Annotated in this window: 13 protein-coding genes; all 13 read right to left on the bottom strand. The window is 51.6% G+C overall.

Features of this window, described 5'->3' with window-relative positions:
• Positions 1-3 precede the first annotated feature (3 nt).
• The 13 genes from E0765_RS05590 to E0765_RS05650 all read right to left on the bottom strand — a co-directional run bounded on the left by E0765_RS05590 (position 4) and on the right by E0765_RS05650 (position 15,828).
• The gene (locus E0765_RS05590) at positions 4-261 is read right to left on the bottom strand and encodes a hypothetical protein (protein ID WP_132812239.1); all 258 of its coding nucleotides are present in this window, start codon (positions 259-261) and stop codon (positions 4-6) included.
• 8 nt (positions 262-269) lie between these two features.
• Positions 270-836, bottom strand: coding sequence for a hypothetical protein (locus tag E0765_RS05595; protein ID WP_132812240.1), 567 nt, complete (start codon positions 834-836; stop codon positions 270-272).
• Between the two features lie 136 nt (positions 837-972).
• On the bottom strand, positions 973-1,773 hold the full coding sequence (locus E0765_RS05600) for a hypothetical protein (RefSeq protein WP_132812241.1): 801 nt from the start codon (positions 1,771-1,773) through the stop codon (positions 973-975).
• Positions 1,770-2,066 (bottom strand): type II toxin-antitoxin system YafQ family toxin, encoded by a 297-nt coding sequence (locus E0765_RS05605; RefSeq protein ID WP_132812242.1) that lies wholly within the window; start codon positions 2,064-2,066, stop codon positions 1,770-1,772. The genes E0765_RS05600 and E0765_RS05605 overlap by 4 nt, the downstream gene beginning before the upstream one ends.
• Positions 2,066-2,323, bottom strand: a complete 258-nt coding sequence (locus E0765_RS05610) for a type II toxin-antitoxin system RelB/DinJ family antitoxin (protein ID WP_132812243.1) — start codon at positions 2,321-2,323, stop codon at positions 2,066-2,068. The genes E0765_RS05605 and E0765_RS05610 overlap by 1 nt, the downstream gene beginning before the upstream one ends.
• Before the next feature lie 97 nt (positions 2,324-2,420).
• Entirely contained in the window at positions 2,421-3,122 is a 702-nt protein-coding gene (locus tag E0765_RS05615) for a hypothetical protein (protein ID WP_132812244.1), read from the bottom strand.
• Positions 3,119-3,940: a hypothetical protein gene (locus E0765_RS05620; protein ID WP_132812245.1), complete on the bottom strand. Its 822-nt coding sequence runs from the start codon at positions 3,938-3,940 to the stop codon at positions 3,119-3,121. Before E0765_RS05620 ends, E0765_RS05615 begins: the two co-directional genes overlap by 4 nt.
• 179 nt (positions 3,941-4,119) lie before the next feature.
• Entirely contained in the window at positions 4,120-7,230 is a 3,111-nt protein-coding gene (gene ccsA / locus E0765_RS05625; RefSeq protein ID WP_132812246.1) for a cytochrome c biogenesis protein, read from the bottom strand.
• A gap of 75 nt (positions 7,231-7,305) precedes the next feature.
• Positions 7,306-8,658 (bottom strand): NADP-specific glutamate dehydrogenase, encoded by a 1,353-nt coding sequence (gdhA, locus tag E0765_RS05630; protein WP_132812247.1) that lies wholly within the window; start codon positions 8,656-8,658, stop codon positions 7,306-7,308.
• A 15-nt stretch (positions 8,659-8,673) separates the two neighbouring features.
• Entirely contained in the window at positions 8,674-11,400 is a 2,727-nt protein-coding gene (gene polA / locus E0765_RS05635) for a DNA polymerase I (RefSeq protein ID WP_132812248.1), read from the bottom strand.
• A 12-nt stretch (positions 11,401-11,412) separates the two neighbouring features.
• Positions 11,413-12,228, bottom strand: coding sequence for an HDOD domain-containing protein (locus tag E0765_RS05640; protein ID WP_132812249.1), 816 nt, complete (start codon positions 12,226-12,228; stop codon positions 11,413-11,415).
• 40 nt (positions 12,229-12,268) lie between these two features.
• On the bottom strand, positions 12,269-15,085 hold the full coding sequence (gene uvrA, locus E0765_RS05645; protein WP_132812250.1) for an excinuclease ABC subunit UvrA: 2,817 nt from the start codon (positions 15,083-15,085) through the stop codon (positions 12,269-12,271).
• A 5-nt stretch (positions 15,086-15,090) separates the two neighbouring features.
• Positions 15,091-15,828 carry a sulfite exporter TauE/SafE family protein gene (locus tag E0765_RS05650; protein WP_223175678.1) on the bottom strand — a complete coding sequence of 246 codons (738 nt, stop codon included), beginning with the start codon at positions 15,826-15,828 and terminating at the stop codon, positions 15,091-15,093.
• Between the last annotated feature and the right edge of the window lie 3 nt (positions 15,829-15,831).

The raw sequence follows: 15,831 nt of genomic DNA on the forward strand, positions 1-15,831 counted from the left end.
CCATTAACGACACTGATGCGGGCTTACCCCTTTTAGCTGTTCGCCCGTTTTTGTATCACGCACGATGACCACCGATTTCGGATAGGCCGAGCACATACCGTTGACGGTAGTGTAGATACTGCTTCCATCGGCTGTAAATCTGACATTTTTGGTGAGCAATTCGCCCGATGAATTGTACGCATCGACATTGTAATATCCCGATACACCCGCACATCCCGTCCATACGGTTCCTATCAGTACGATGACAAATAAACTTTTCATCTTCATCTCTATTTGCATTCCGGTTTCCACTGATATTCGGCGATTTTGGCAGCATCAGATTGCAGTTGTTCAAAAATTTCTTTGAGCATTTTGTTTTTTTCTTCGGACGAAAGCTGCTCGAAAACGGGTTTGCGGATACCGTATTGAAGCATAAACGTTCCGTCGCATTCGGCGGGATGGAAAGTTTTTTGTACGTCGGCCTCGAAATGTGCATGTTCATGCGACGGCTCGAAAATCAACAACACATATCCGCTCTCCCCTTTTTGGTAAAGCGAATAATGGGGAACAATTTTTTTGCTGTCCAGTCCGGCTTTGGTCGCCTGTATAAACTTTGACGCATCTACCTTGAATTTATAATGGATCAGGGTAATCAAACGACTCCAGTTTTCTACCGGCTCGTCATCGGTGGTGTATTCATACAATGCCATTGCACTGTTTTCATTTTGAAAAGCCAACGTATATTGTTTACCGAACATTTCCATGTTCTTGGGCACGACGTACGGTTTTGCATACGCGCATGCCGCAACAAACAGCCCTGCCATACATAACTTTTTGATGATTTGAGACGATTGCATGATTATCCTTTTTACGCTGAGTGAAAGGCTATTTGGAGAGATAAGAGAAGTATTACACTTTTTAAAGTAGTATCTTTTCTGAACAATATTAAACTAATTCAGCTTAAAAATGATTAACGACGTTTTCCACATTATTTTATTTATCCCATCCGTCTTTGATATACAAGCTGTCCAATATCCGCCGGGATCGTTTCTGAAGGTCTTCGTAGGTGTACTCGCGTGCAAGCGGTTCGAGTTCTTTTGGGAGATTCGGAACACGGGTGTAAATAAGCTGTATTGACACAATTTTTTTCATTGTACGCTCTGGATTGAATTTATAACAAGTAATATGTTTTATTCGTGTTTCTGTTTTTAAATAACGATTCGCTGGAGTATATTCTTCATATACCATGCATGGATAATTCTCTTTTCCATGGTGTTCGACATGTGCATTTATATAATACACACGTCCATTCTTCTCGGTTCCTTGTCTGTATCGATTTGAAATATACTCCTTATCTCCCCTCTCCAATGCTCTATCCGCGTCGGTGTAAGGGGTGATATAACTAGAGAAGCCGATGTCATAACTTAATACAATCGCACCATTTGGCAAAGTTTGCCCTATTCCTACCGAGTATCCATTCTCATGTACCATCATATTCCATGGGTGATTCATCTTAATAAAATCACTCTCTCTGAATTCAGGAAATAATGAACAAAAACCTTTTTCATGGCACCGTGGATAGTCTTGGCTTTTCATTGATAGATCGTAAAACGGCATCGGTAAATCCACTGCGCGATCTTTTAGTATCATCTGCTTATCATCGGGGTAGATGGTTGACATATGGGGCTGTGAACATCCGCTTATCAGCATAATCATCCCAATAAGTAATATATGCTTCATTAGGTAGCCTGTCCCTTTTTTCGGAAACAACCGCCCTTTTTCCTTCAAAATCATTTGAACTTTTTGAATATCTGTGCGTGCGTGCCTAAACGAATAAACGTCATAGTTGTACTGTCACCGCTTATTTGATAAATCAGTAGCCAATCGTTTTTGACATGACATTCATACGCACCTTCCCATCCACCTTTGAGGGAATGGTTTTTATGCTTCTCATCTAACATTTTGCTATCAAGGAGCGTACTCATAACTTCTTTTAGAAGCGTAAAATCATCGGCTGAAAACTTACCACTTTTTCTATCTCGCTCAATGTCTTTTTTAAAAAATCGATGGTACTCAGGAATGTACATTAGAGACCAAGATCGTCAAATAGTTCTTTGGCAGAGGTGTGTTTGACGATATTTTTACCTTTTTTAACATCTTGAATTGCAGCTTCAGTCTCATCGTTTGGAATACGCAGTTCAAACGGTAATCCCTTATGCAACACGACACTATGTAGAAATAGACGCGTCGCTTCACTTGTAGTCAGACCCATTTGCTTCAGGTATTCAGCTGCTTTATTTTTAATTTCAGGGTCGATTCGTACCGTCATTGCAGTTCCAGTCATGACAACCTCCTTTTTCTATCATTGTACATCAAGTGATGTACAATGTCAATGTTTATTCAGAAATGGCGAAGATTTAATTCATCTTCTCCCTTTTGGTTTATTTCTCCCATCCGTCTTTGATATACAAGCTGTCCAATATCCGCCGGGATCGTTTCTGAAGGTCTTCGTAGGTATACTCGCGTGCAAGCGGTTCGAGTTCTTTTGGGAGATTCGGAACACGGGTGTAAATAAGTTTAATACCTACTCCTTTCGCCATTGTCCGTTCGGGATTAAACTTAGAACATTCAATATATTTAAAATATGTTTCTGTATTCCATCCCTTGCCCATTGGACGATATGTTTCGGTTACCGTACATGGATAACTTTCTTTACCGTAATGTTTAATTTGAAAAGGAATACGCACGATATCCCCATTTCCATATTGTTTCCCAACATAAGAATTGTAATATTTTCGAATAAACTCTTCATCTCCATTCTCCAATGCTCTATCCGCGTCGGTGTAAGGGGTGATGGAAACGTAAAAATCAATATCATATGCCAGATAACTATCTTTTTTTGTCATCAAATGCAGACCGTGCCCTGAATCACTCTGTCCTGTTATCCACCCTCTCATCATTTCATTCCAATCACCATCCTTTGCAACTGGTGTTGCGGCTTCATAATGTTCATGTTTCAGCATCCAGTGGTGGTTAAATTTATCTGCCGAAGTAAAAACATTAAGTACCGCTGTTTGACCAGGTTGATTAGCACATCCTGTAATCAACAATACCATAGCGCTAAAAATAATATTTTTTATCATAATTCATCTCCCTCTTTTGTCGTAGTTTCTAGATGATAAACATTTGATATGCTAGGATCCGTATGAATTTTCAGGTAAAAATCTTGTAATAGAGTTTGTTGGTTTGTTACTGTAGGATCATAATAAAAATCTTTTTTGCTTGTTACTCCCTCATCCCCACACCCTATCACACACTTATATCCTGAATGCGAAGATGTTTTATCCGGATTATCCAAATTGGCTTCCAGCCCGCCGTTAAAGAGAGTTGGTAATCCTCGGGTCAAATCGTATCCCAAATTCTTCCAAAAATCTTTTTGGTTATTAATTCCTGCCGTGTTGCCGCCTAGTATTGCCACCAAATCCCCAGGATTAACGGAAGATTTGAAGATATTTAGAACACCTAAATCATTTTTGTAATTTGTATTGATTGTTTCAATCCCTCCATTTATCTCAACAAACAACTCCCCTGCCGCATCAGAGCTTACCGGAGAACCGTCATATTGGGTCGTGAATTTCGCATTTGGATTGTTTTGTACGATTGAACCGATTTCGTCCTGGTTTAGTTTCGTGCCCAGATAATCCTGCACCGTTCCTGCGGAATGCGCGGCCGAGTTGAGATTTCCGTTTGTAAGTTTAGTCAATTGTGTTTTGATCTCTCCGCTTTGTCGTGCTCCCCCCGTAGCCAGTTGAGTCATATTGGTTGTAACTGCAAGCTTATCTTGTCCTACTTCGATCAAATCTCCGACAATACCATGGGTCTGATTATAGTTTAGTAATGCTATGCTCGGATTTCCTTGTTGCTCGCGTTGATTTTGCAATGCTTCAGCCACGCTGTTCATGATACCATTTGTAAAAAGCTTATCCAAGTGCAATTGCTTTGGTTACCAACTATGAATATTTTACAACAATTAAAAATATTTGTCGAGGCTGCTATGTGAACAATTTTTAGACTTTGGAAAAATTTTAATGGAGAAAATCGCCGCCATACAAAGCGGCGATAAGGAAAAAAGGAAAAGAATTACGCGGTTTTGCGTTTGGGGTATGCCATTGCGATCACGATCGCGATAACGGCATAGGTGACGGGGACGAAATCGGGAACCGGCACAGGGTCGCCTTTCGCGTACGAGTGAAGCCCGGCGAGGTAGTAGTTGACTCCGAAATAGGTCATCAGCACCGATGTAAACGCCAACAGGGAGACGACGCTGAAAATATAGTCGCTGTACGCCCCCTTGATAAAGCGCAGGTGGATAACCACCGCATAGACGAGGATCGTCACGAGCGCCCACGTCTCTTTTGGGTCCCATCCCCAGTAACGGCCCCAGCTTTCGTTCGCCCAGACGCCGCCGAGGAAGTTTCCGACGGTGAGGAGCACCAGGCCGATGATGAGGCTCATTTCGTTAATGGCGTTGAGCTCTTTGATCGCGAGGTTGAGGCGTCCGGCGTTTTCGCCCCGTTTAAAGACGAAAAGCAGCAGCGTAATCATCCCCAGCAACGCTCCCAGACCGAGGAACCCGTAACTGGCCGTAATCATCGAGACGTGGATGGAGAGCCAGTACGACTGCAAGACCGGAACGAGGTTCGTCACCTGCGGATCCATCCAGTTCAGGTGGGCGACGAAGAGGATAAGCCCCGTCAGGATAGAGGTCGCGGCCATCGTCATGACCGAGCGGCGGGAGAATATGAAGCCCGCAAGCACGGTCGCCCATCCGATGTAGATCATCGATTCATAGCCGTTCGACCACGGGGCGTGCCCCGAGATGTACCAACGGACCGCCAGCCCGAGGGTATGGGCCGCAAAAAACAGTACCAGCAGCCCGAACGACAGTTTCGTAAACCACTCCATCGTAAACGACGGTTTAAGGATTTTAACGAACGACAGGATCAGCAGGAGGAAACCGACGACGAAATACAACGGCCAGAGCTGTTCGAAAATATTGGCTTTGTTGTAGAAAATCTCGGCCTTGAGCTTCATGTCGGCCGGATAGACGCTTGCCCCGACAAAACGCTGGTATTTGTCGATCCGCGCGAGCGCTTCGTCGGCCTGTTTCCAGTCGCCGCTTTTGATCGCGGCGTCGATGGAGCTGAAATAGCCGATTGCGAGCAAACGGACCACTTCGCCCTCTTTGGGCTGCAACGTCTGGAGCGCCTCGATCGTCGCGTCCCATTTGTGGTTTTTATCGTTCGGTCGCGGCCACATGCGCACCAGTGAACCGGTGTAGACCATATAGGCGACATTTACCCGTTCGTCCACCTGCAACAGTGCCTTGTCGAGTTTGTCCCGTTTTCCGGGAGATTTGCGGTTGGCTTCATCGACGAGTTTGGCGAGTTTGTAGCCCGCGATTTCGTCGGGAAATTCGAAAAACTGCGAAAATGCGGCCGTCTTGGCATTCTCGGGGATGCCGATGAGTTTATTGATCTCCTTGTCTGCTGTGCGGATCATCGCGATTTCGCGCCACGCGTCGGGGCGTAGCATCATCCCCAGAACCACCTGGTTGGACGTAAGCCCCATAAACGTATCGTTACGGTTCAGTTTGGCAAGGATTTCGTGGGTCAGCGTGTCCATCGGCTTCATCCGTCCGCTGGCGTCCTGGACGACGAGGTGCCCGAATCGTTCGGCATGGGCTTTGTCAAAAGCCTTGGCGGTCTGGATAACCGGGTTGGACTCATCCGAAGCGACCGCATCGGCCGATGCAAACGCCATCACGGCGATCAGAAGCGAAGCCGCGGTTTTTTGCGCATTGATCGATTTGAGTTTTTCGCCCAGTGCGCTGAAACGGCCCGTTTTGACAAACAATACGCCAAAAAGGCCGATCGCAAGCAGCAGGTATCCGATGTAAGTAATCAGGGTGCCCGGATCGCGGTTGACCGAGAGGACCGTTCCCAGTTCATCCTGGTCGTACGAGGACTGGAAGAAACGGTATCCCTGGTAATCCAGGACATGGTTCATATAAATGCGGAAATCGAACTCTTTTTTGTTCGCATCGTCGATCACCGTCACTTCACTGGCGTACGACGCCGGAGACATCGATCCCGGATAGCGCTCCAGCTGAAAATCCCGCAGGGCAACGGCAAAGGGAAGTTTACGCTCGATCGAGCCGTAGGAAACCTGGATCAGCATATCGCCGAGTTTCACCTGCACCGCTTCGCCGATCTCGCCGGGAGTTCCCATGACGAGGGCCTGCGTGCGTTCTTTCCCTTTAACGAAACTAAACGTCAAGGCATCGGCACCTTTCATCATCGGCCCTTTGGCGGGGAGCGAAACCAGTTTTTTCACCGCTTTGGGGAGGAAGTTGCGCATCACGAATCCGCTTTGCGGGCTTTGGTAGAGGGTACGTCCCGCAAAAAGGTGTTTCCCGCCATTAAGAGGAGCGCTTTGCTGCGTATCCATGCTCAGCGTCATCAACGGCTGCGGCGTCGTCAGGTATGGCCGACCGTTTTCGACACTGAGCGATACGACGGGCTTTTCGAAGGTTTTGCCCGAACTAAAATCGATCACCACGTCGTTGGCTTCGACGAACTCCCCTTGCATCAGCTGAACCTGCTGTGCCCCGGCGGGACCCGTGACCATCAATTCGATGAGGGGCTTGCCCGCAGGATCGGCAACCATCTCATACGATGCGTCACCCATATAATTTTCCAGCTTGACCTTCACCTGCTCGCCGCCGACGTCAAGCGTCCGCTCGAAATCGTTCGTCGAGCGCTTGGAGAGGAAAAGAGGCTCTTCGAACGTATAGGTGTTTTCGCCTTTAAGCACCGAAAAGGTGATATAAGGCTCCGCGCTTGTGATCGCGTCGTTCTTTTCCCCTTCGCGGATGTGCATCATCCCCTCGTATCCGACGTAGCGGGTGACCGCCGCGCCGATCAGGATGATCAAAAAAGCGACATGGAATAAAAACACCAGCGCTTTTTCACGCCGTGCCATTTTAAAATTGACGATGTTGATCGTCAGGTTGAGGGCCAAAAGCGCCAGCAGCACTTCGAACCAGCGCGCGTTGTAAACGTCGGCTTTGGCACTCATGGTGCCGTAGTCGTTTTCGATGAAGGTCGCATAGCCGATAGCCACGGCAAAAACCAGCATCAAAACGGCCATCGTTTTCATGGACCCCAGAAGGGAGAGTATTTTATTCATTGAAAGACCTGTCCTGTAATATCGGTGCAATTGTAGTCGCAAACCGGTAAATATTTGTTAACCCCGTGTAAATAGTCACACACCCTCTAAAATCATTGCCTCGGCAACCCGCTTGAACGCCGCGATGTTGGCCCCGTCGACGAAGTTGCGTTCACATCCGTACTCTTTTGCCGTCAGGGAGACCCGCTTGTATATCTGGGCCATCAGTTCCTGCAGCTTGCGGTCGACTTTATCGTAGTCCCATTTCTCCATCGAGGCATTCTGACTCATTTCGAACTCGCTCACCGCCACCCCTCCGGCATTGGAAGCCTTACCCGGGGAGAAAAGGACCCCTTCGCGCTGAAGCAGTTCGATCGCATCCGGTTCGGTCGGCATGTTTGCCCCTTCGACGACCGCAACGCATCCGTTTTCGATCAGCTTGGCGGCGTCGGTGCGGCTAAGTTCGTTTTGCGTCGCGCACGGGAACGCCGCGAAACAGGGATAATGCCACGCCGCATGTCCCCCGGCGGGATAGTCGGCTTTGGCGGTGTATACCGATCCGGGAACGCGCGTCGCGTACCCTTCGAGCGATGCGCGGGCGCCGTTGCCTTTGAGTTCGCGGACGACGCACAGGTCGATCCCCCTGGGATCATAGATCGTCCCTTCGCTGTCGCTGCAGGTAACGACCAGAGCCCCCATCTGCTGGAGCTTTTCGATCGTATGAAGCGCGACATTCCCTGCCCCGCTGACGCAGCACGTTTTTCCCTCAAGCGTCTCCTGAAGTTCCTGTGAGAGCATCTCGGCGGCGAAATAGACGACCCCGTACCCCGTTGCCTGCGGACGCATCAGCGACCCGCCGAACTCGTAGGGTTTGCCGCTGAGGACCCCGTCGTAATTACGGGTGATCCGCTTGTACTCGCCGTAGAGGTAGCCGATTTCCCGTGCTCCGACCCCGATATCCCCCGCCGGTACATCGACGCGCGCGCCGATGTACTGGTAGAGTTCGCGCATGAAAGCGCGGCAGAATTTCATGATCTCGAAGTCGCTTTTGCCTTTCGGATCGAAATCGCTCCCCCCCTTCGCCCCGCCGATGGGGAGCCCGGTCAGGGAATTTTTGAAAATCTGCTCGAATGCCAGGAATTTCAATATCCCCGTATCGACGCTGGGATGGAACCGCAATCCCCCCTTGTAGGGTCCCAGAGAATTGTTAAACTGTATCCGGTAGCCGTTGTTGATGTGTACGCGGCTTTGGTCGTCCACCCACTGGACCTTGAACTGTATGACACGGTCGGGGGTCACAAGCCGTTCGAGGATAGCGTAACGTTCATAGCGCGGATCGCTCCGGACGATCGGCTCAAGCGACGAGAGCACTTCGCTGACCGCCTGCAAAAACGTATTGTCGGTATTGACGTTCGACTGTTTAAGATTCGCGAGGATGCGTTCGACCATGCCCTCTCCCTTCGGTTATTTCAGTTCGCCCCAGTGTCTACCTATGTGCATCGAGGTTTTAAGGGGGACCCTCAGGTGCGCAACCGTCTCCATCGCCTCGACGAAACGGCGCGCATACCCTTCGGCCTCCTCTTCATCCGCTTCGAAAATCAGTTCGTCGTGGATCTGAAGGAGCATGTCGGCTTTCATCCCCTCCTCGCGGATCATCGCGTCGATCTTGTTCATCGAGAGTTTGATCAGGTCGGCCGCCGATCCCTGAAATACCGTATTGACCGACTCGCGCTCGTACGCGGCTTTGAGCATCGGCGTGGCGGCGGCAAAATCGAAATAGCGCCGACGGCCCAGCAGGGTCTCGACGTAACCCGCCGCTTTGGCCTGTTCGACGACCCCGGCAAAATACCCCTTGACGCTCGGGAACGTCTCGAAGTAGCGTTCGATGATCGTTTTGGCCTCTTTGGTGCTGATCCCCAGCGTGTCGGAGAGTTTCTTTTGCCCCATGCCGTAGAGAAGGCCGAAATTGACCGTCTTGGCAATATGGCGTTTGGAGGGGGCTTCCGCTTCCCCGAAAAGTGCGATGGCCGTTTGCATGTGAATGTCGCGGCCGTGGTTGAATGCGTCTACCAAAACGGCGTCTTCGCTGAAATGGGCCAGCAGGCGCAATTCGATCTGTGAATAGTCGATACCGATCAGCACTTTCCCTTTCTCTGCGACGAACGCTTCGCGTATGCGCAGCCCCAGAGCCGTTTTGGCGGGAATATTCTGAAGGTTCGGGTTTTTCGAGCTCAGCCGCCCCGTCGCCGTCCCCGTCTGGATGAACGAGGTGTAGATACGTGAATCGGCGTCGCTTTGCGCCAGCGCGATCAGCGGCTCGATGTAGGTGGAATAGAGTTTATGGTATTCGCGGTACTGCAACAGCAACGGAATGACGGGATGTTCGTGGCGAAGCCCCTCGAGCACCTGTTCGTCGGTACTGTATCCCGTTTTCGTCTTTTTCCCCGACGGCAATCCCAGCGTTTCGAACAGTACCGCCCCGAGCTGCTTGGTCGAATTGAGGTTGAATACACTCCCCGCTTCGGCGTGTATCCGTTCGGTCAGGGTCGCGATCTCGGCGGCGACCTCTTTTTTAAACGCCTCCAGTACCGCCGAATCGACCGCAATCCCCTCTTTCTCCATCGACAGCAACGTCAAGGTGAAAGGGAATTCCACATCATAGGCTTCATCCAGTGCTTTTTCCCCGCCGCGCTGAAAGAGCTGGTCGCGCAGTACATCGTAAAGCCGGTAGGTAATGTAGGCATCTTCCGCCGCGTAGCGGCACGCCGATTCGATTTCGACCGATGCGAAGTTCTCCCCTTTTTTGACGGTATCCTTGAAATGGATCATTTCGTGGCCGAGGAGCGATGCGGAGAGGTTGTCCATGGAAAGCGAACGCGAAGGGTCGCACAGCCATGCCATCACCATGGTATCGGCAAGAATCGGAAGGCGTTCGCATTCCAGGAAACGGGTGACGAAATGGAGATCGAACTTGATGTTGTGACCGATGATTTTGTGAGAAAACAATGTCCGGATCGCTTTTTTGGCGGCTTCGTGGCTCACCTGAGCTCCGACGCCGAGGTAACTGTGAGCCATCGGGACGTAATAGCCGTTTTTCCCGTCCCAGCTGAAACTGAATCCCACCAGCCGATCGCTCCGCGGATCGAGCCCGGTGGTCTCGGTGTCGAATGCCACCACCGCGTCGTTCGGGATCAAAGCGATCAGCCGCTGTAGCGCTTCATCGGTATCGATGAGTACGGCGCACCCTTCGGGGCTATCGCATTTGGGCGGCATCGGAGCGCTCGGGGGAACTTCGGCCACAGAGCCGTTTTGGGACTCTTCGAAAAGCGCCTTGGCTTTGAGGCTGCGCAAAACGGCATTCATTTCGTAATGGACGAGATCATCGTAAATCGGAAGAAACGGATTCTCGAAGTGCATCGTAAACTGATCGAAATCGAGCGGTTCGAGGGCATCGGCGCTCAAACGGACCAGTTCGCGGGAACGAAACGCATCTTCGCGGTAGGTCTCAAGCAAGCCCCGGATCCGGGGCGGCGTCACCTCATCCAGACGCGCGTAAATTCCTTCAAGCGTACCGAACTGGGAGAGGAGTTTCTGGGCGGTTACTTTGCCGATCCCCTTTACCCCCGGCACGTTGTCCGCACTGTCTCCGATCAACGACTGATAATCGATAAACTGGGTCGGGTGAACCCCGTATTTTTCGTCGCAATGGCGCTCGTTGAGTACTTTTTTGCTGATCGCGTCGACGAGGACGACGACGTCGTCCTCGATCAGCTGGTAGAGGTCCTTGTCGTGCGAAACGATCCGTACCAGATACCCTTTCGCGCGCGCCTGGGCAACGACGGAGGCAATCATGTCGTCGGCTTCGAACCCGCTGCGCGAAAGGGACTTGTATCCCATTTTCTCGATCCACTCGATCGCGACGGGCAGTTGTTTTTTGAGTTCTTCGGGAGCGGGGGAACGGTTGGCTTTGTACTGCGGGTCTATCTCGGCACGGAAACTTGGGCCCGGAGCGTCAAGGGCGAAAATCAGGTAATCGCAGCTATGGTCTTTGTGCAGCGAGGCGATGAAATTAACGAATCCGGTCAAGAGCCCGGTGGGGAAACCGTGCTTGTTGGAGAGGGGCGGAAGTGCGTAGAAACTGCGGAAAAAAAATCCGAAAGTATCGATGATCGTAACGGTCGGCTGTCCCATCGGTCGGCTTCGTTATACCGATTCGATTTCACGGATCGCGTCGACGGCTTCTTGGAGTTTTGAGACGTCATACCCCGCCGCTTCGGCTTTTTTAAGCCCCTGTGTGAGCGGATGGTCTCCGAAGGGGTTGTTGACCGGAACGATCGTTTTGACGATGTTAAGCGCCGTGGCGAATTCGGCCACCGCTTCGGGAGCTTCCTCGGGGGCATCGGAGAAACGGATCATGTCGACAAACTCTTCGTCAAAATTCCAGTGGGTGAAAATCGCCGCGGTCACCGTCGCGGTCGTCTCCTCGACGTAGTTGCGTTCTACCTGCGCGATATCGATCGCCATATCGATGTCGGAGCGAAAACTCGTTTCCATGTGTTCTTGGATCACGTCGCTGGCGATCAGGATTTTTCCCGTCTCCTGCAAAAATGACGCGAGAAAAAGTTTATCAGCCTTGGTGCGGTCGATCTGACCGTACCATTTGTGCATCAATGCCGCCTGGATCGAAGAGATCTCGGCAAAACGCTCCGAACTGATGCCGTAGGGTTCCATGTCGACGTTGAGCAGTTTGCGGACCGAATTCCCCAGACCGATCGAGCGGGTCATACTCATCCCGAAAAGTGAAACCGCCTGCGCGACGTTCGTAATCTCGTGACGAAAACTGTAAAGGGGAGAATTGGCCGCTTTGAGCAGGTTGGCGACGATCATGGGATCTTGTTCGACGACTTTTACCATCTCGTGTATCGAGCCGTCGGGATCGTTGCAGACCCGCTGCATATCGATTACCGTCTTGGGGAGCGGCGGCAGAGATTTAATACTGTTGACAATCGAACTTTTCATTATTTACCCTCGTATACACTTGTAAAACGCTTTTGGACTATTATACCCTATCAAGCTCAAGAGCGAGATATTTTCCGGTGAAACTCCCCGTTTTTTCCCAATCCGCAGCCACCGTTTCAGGCGATCCTTCGGCGACAAGCAACCCGCCGCCGCTACCCCCTTCGGGCCCCATGTCGATGATCCAGTCGGCATTTTTGATCATGTCGAGGTTGTGTTCGATGACGAGGACGGAATTGCCAAGTTCGACGAAGTTATGCAGCACTTTGGTGAGGCGGTTGACGTCGTCGAAATGCAGACCCGTCGTCGGTTCGTCGAGGATATAGAGGGTCGATCCCGTGTCCTTGCGGCTGAGTTCCTTGGCCAGCTTGATCCGCTGCGCCTCCCCTCCTGAGAGGGTCACGGCGTTCTGTCCCAGCGTGATGTAATCGAGCCCCACGTCGCTGAGCGTCTGCAAAATCGCTTTGATCTTGGGGATCGGGGCAAAAAATTCCAGCGCTTCGCCCACACTCATGTTCAGCACATCGGAGATCGTTTTGCCTTTGTATTCCACCTGCAATGTCTGAAGGTTGTAGCGGCTGCCGTGGCACGCGTCGCATTTGACCATGATGTCGGGGAGGAAATGCATCTCGATCTTGATTTCCCCTTCCCCCTGGCATTTTTCGCATCGTCCCCCTTTGACGTTGAACGAAAAGCGCGACGCGGTATAGCCGCGGATCTGTGCTTCCTTCGTTTTGGCAAAAAGGTTGCGGATCTCGTCCATCACCCCCGTATAGGTTGCCGGATTCGATCGCGGCGTCCGCCCGATGGGGCTCTGGTCGAGATAGATCACCTTGTCGAGCTTCTCCAGCCCCTCGACTTCGACGCCGGCGATGCGGTTTACTTTGCGCGCATGGTTGAGGATCTCGCGCGTCACGGGAAGCAACGTCTGGAGGATCAGCGAGCTTTTCCCGCTTCCGCTCACCCCCGTGACGCAGACGAAGTTTTGCAGCGGGATCCGGACATCGAGGTTTTTGATATTATTCAATGAAACATTTTTAATCCCCATCCACGCCTCCTGGGGACGGCGGTAGAAGTACTTGATCTGTTTGCGTCCCGAGAGGTAGTCGGCGGTAAGAGTAGCGGATTTTTTTAGTTCCTCAAGGGTTCCGGCAAACACGACGTTTCCTCCGAATTTCCCCGCACCCGGGCCGATATCGACGATGAAATCGGCATGCTCGATCGTCTCTTTGTCGTGTTCGACGACGATGACCGTATTCCCTTTTTCCTGCAGGGAACGCAGGGTACGGATCAATTTGAGGGTATCACGCTCGTGCAGCCCGATGCTGGGTTCGTCCAGAACGTACATGACCCCCGTCAACCCGCTGCCGATCTGGCTGGCGATACGGATCCGCTGGGCTTCACCGCCGCTGATGGTACGGGCGTCGCGGCTGAGGGAAAGGTATCCCAATCCCACGTCATAAAGGAAAAAGAGGCGTTCGCGGATTTCGTTCAGGATCGGGGCGGCGATCATCGCGTTCTGGTCGCTGAGATATTCGAACGTCTTAGGCTCGGCGAACCATTCGTAGGTCTCTTTGAGGGGCATCGAGATCACTTCCCCGATCCCTTTTTCGGCGACGCGTACGGCCAGCGACTCGCGTTTGAGGCGGTTGGAACCACACACATTACAGGGCTTTTCGCTCATGTAGTCGGCGAGGTCTTTTTCATCCTTGAAAATATCGTAGGCGATCCGGACGATTCCCGGCCACGTCCGTTTGATCGGGTGATCCTGCCATTTGAATTCCACCTCTTCGACGCTGCCGTGAAGGATCGCTTTTTTCTCATGTTCTTCAAGGGTATAAAACGGCACCGTTATGTCGATTTTTGACGCCGCGCAAAATGCTTTGAGGAACGTGAAGTAATACCCTTTGTTAAAGCCGTAGACGATCTTCACCGCCCCTTTTTCGATGGGAAGCTCCGAATCGATGATCTTGTCGTAATCAAGCGCGTAGCGGATCCCAAGCCCGTCGCATTCCGGACATGCCCCCTTGGGGGAGTTGAACGAAAACGACAGCGGCTCTAGGGGGTCGAAACTTACCTTACAGTCGAAACAGGCGCTGTGTTCGCTGTAGTGGATCAGCGCTTCGCGCAGCCCCATCTCTTCGTGATTTTGTACCTCGATCTCCACTTCGCCGTAGCTCTCTTTGAGCGCTTTTTCGACGTCCTGCGCGATCCGGTCGTGGTTATCGGCACGGACGACGAGGCGGTCGATGACGACTTTGAGGGTATGCTTTTTCGTTTTTGCCAGGTCGATCTCCTCATCCAGGCGGACCATAACCCCGTCGATCATCGCCCGTACGTACCCTTTGTGGCGAAGCGATTCGAGGATGTCGGCGAACGTCCCTTTCTTTTCACGCACCAGCGGTGCGAGGATCACGATCTTGGCGTTTTCGGGAAGTTTCAAAACCTGGTCAATGATGTCCTGCGCCGACATTTTCGAGATTTTCTTGCCGCACAGATGGCAGTGCTGCACTCCCACGCGGGCGTACAGAAGGCGCAGATAGTCGTAAATTTCGGTGATCGTCCCGACCGTCGAGCGGGGATTTTTTGAGGTCGTTTTCTGATCGATCGCGATGGCGGGAGTCAGCCCTTCGATCTTGTCGACGTCGGGTTTCCCGACACGGTCTAGAAACTGGCGGGCATAGGAAGAAAGCGATTCGATGTAGCGGCGCTGACCTTCGGCATAGAGGGTATCGAACGCAAGCGTCGATTTCCCGCTGCCGCTGATCCCGGTACAGACCACCAGGGCGTTTTTGGGGATTTCCAACGAAATGTTTTTAAGATTGTGCTCTTTGGCACCGATAATTTTGATCGTATCCATAGACGTTACCCCGCAATAAGTTTGTTTGCCGTCACGGCAAAAATAATAATGTAAAAAATCACCAGAATCCGTTTATACTGAGCGACCTTGATCTTGTTGAGCAAGGCAATTCCCAGCATAATCCCCACCAGCGACGAAAGAGCCATGACAAGCCCTTCGTAAAAATGGATCAGCCCAAGCCACGCGAGGGTCCCGAATGCCGATATCGACGTGAACATGACAAAAAACAGTCCGACGGCCGAAGCTTTTTTAAGCGGAAACCCCATAAAACTCACCAGAATCGGAGTCATCAGGATCGATCCCCCCACACCCAAAAGGCCGGAGAAAACTCCCACACCGCCCCCTACCAGTGAATAGAGGGGACGGTTGACGATCTCGGGACGCGTTGGAACGGGAGCCGAAAACGCCAGCCGGGCGAGGGTGAACGCGACGATCGAGAGGAACATCCATTCGAGCACCGCCGATTCCAACACCTTCACGAGATAGCCTCCCGCAGCAGCCCCCACAATCCCGCCGTAGCCGAAATATTTCACGTCCCCGGCCGAGTAGGTCTGCCGGCGCCGATGGATCAGCGCGGCCATCAGCGAACCCGCCACCATCTGGGTCACCGAGATTCCGATAGCCTCTTTGATCCCGAATCCGAGATAGAGAAGGATCGGAACGCTCACCGTCCCTCCCCCGATCCCGAAGAAACCCGACAGGGTCCCTACCCCGATTCCCAGTAGTGCCAGTTCCAGCGTCATGTC

Origin of the sequence: Sulfuricurvum sp. IAE1, assembly GCF_004347735.1 — a bacterium.
In the GTDB taxonomy this organism is placed as follows: Bacteria; Campylobacterota; Campylobacteria; order Campylobacterales; family Sulfurimonadaceae; genus Sulfuricurvum.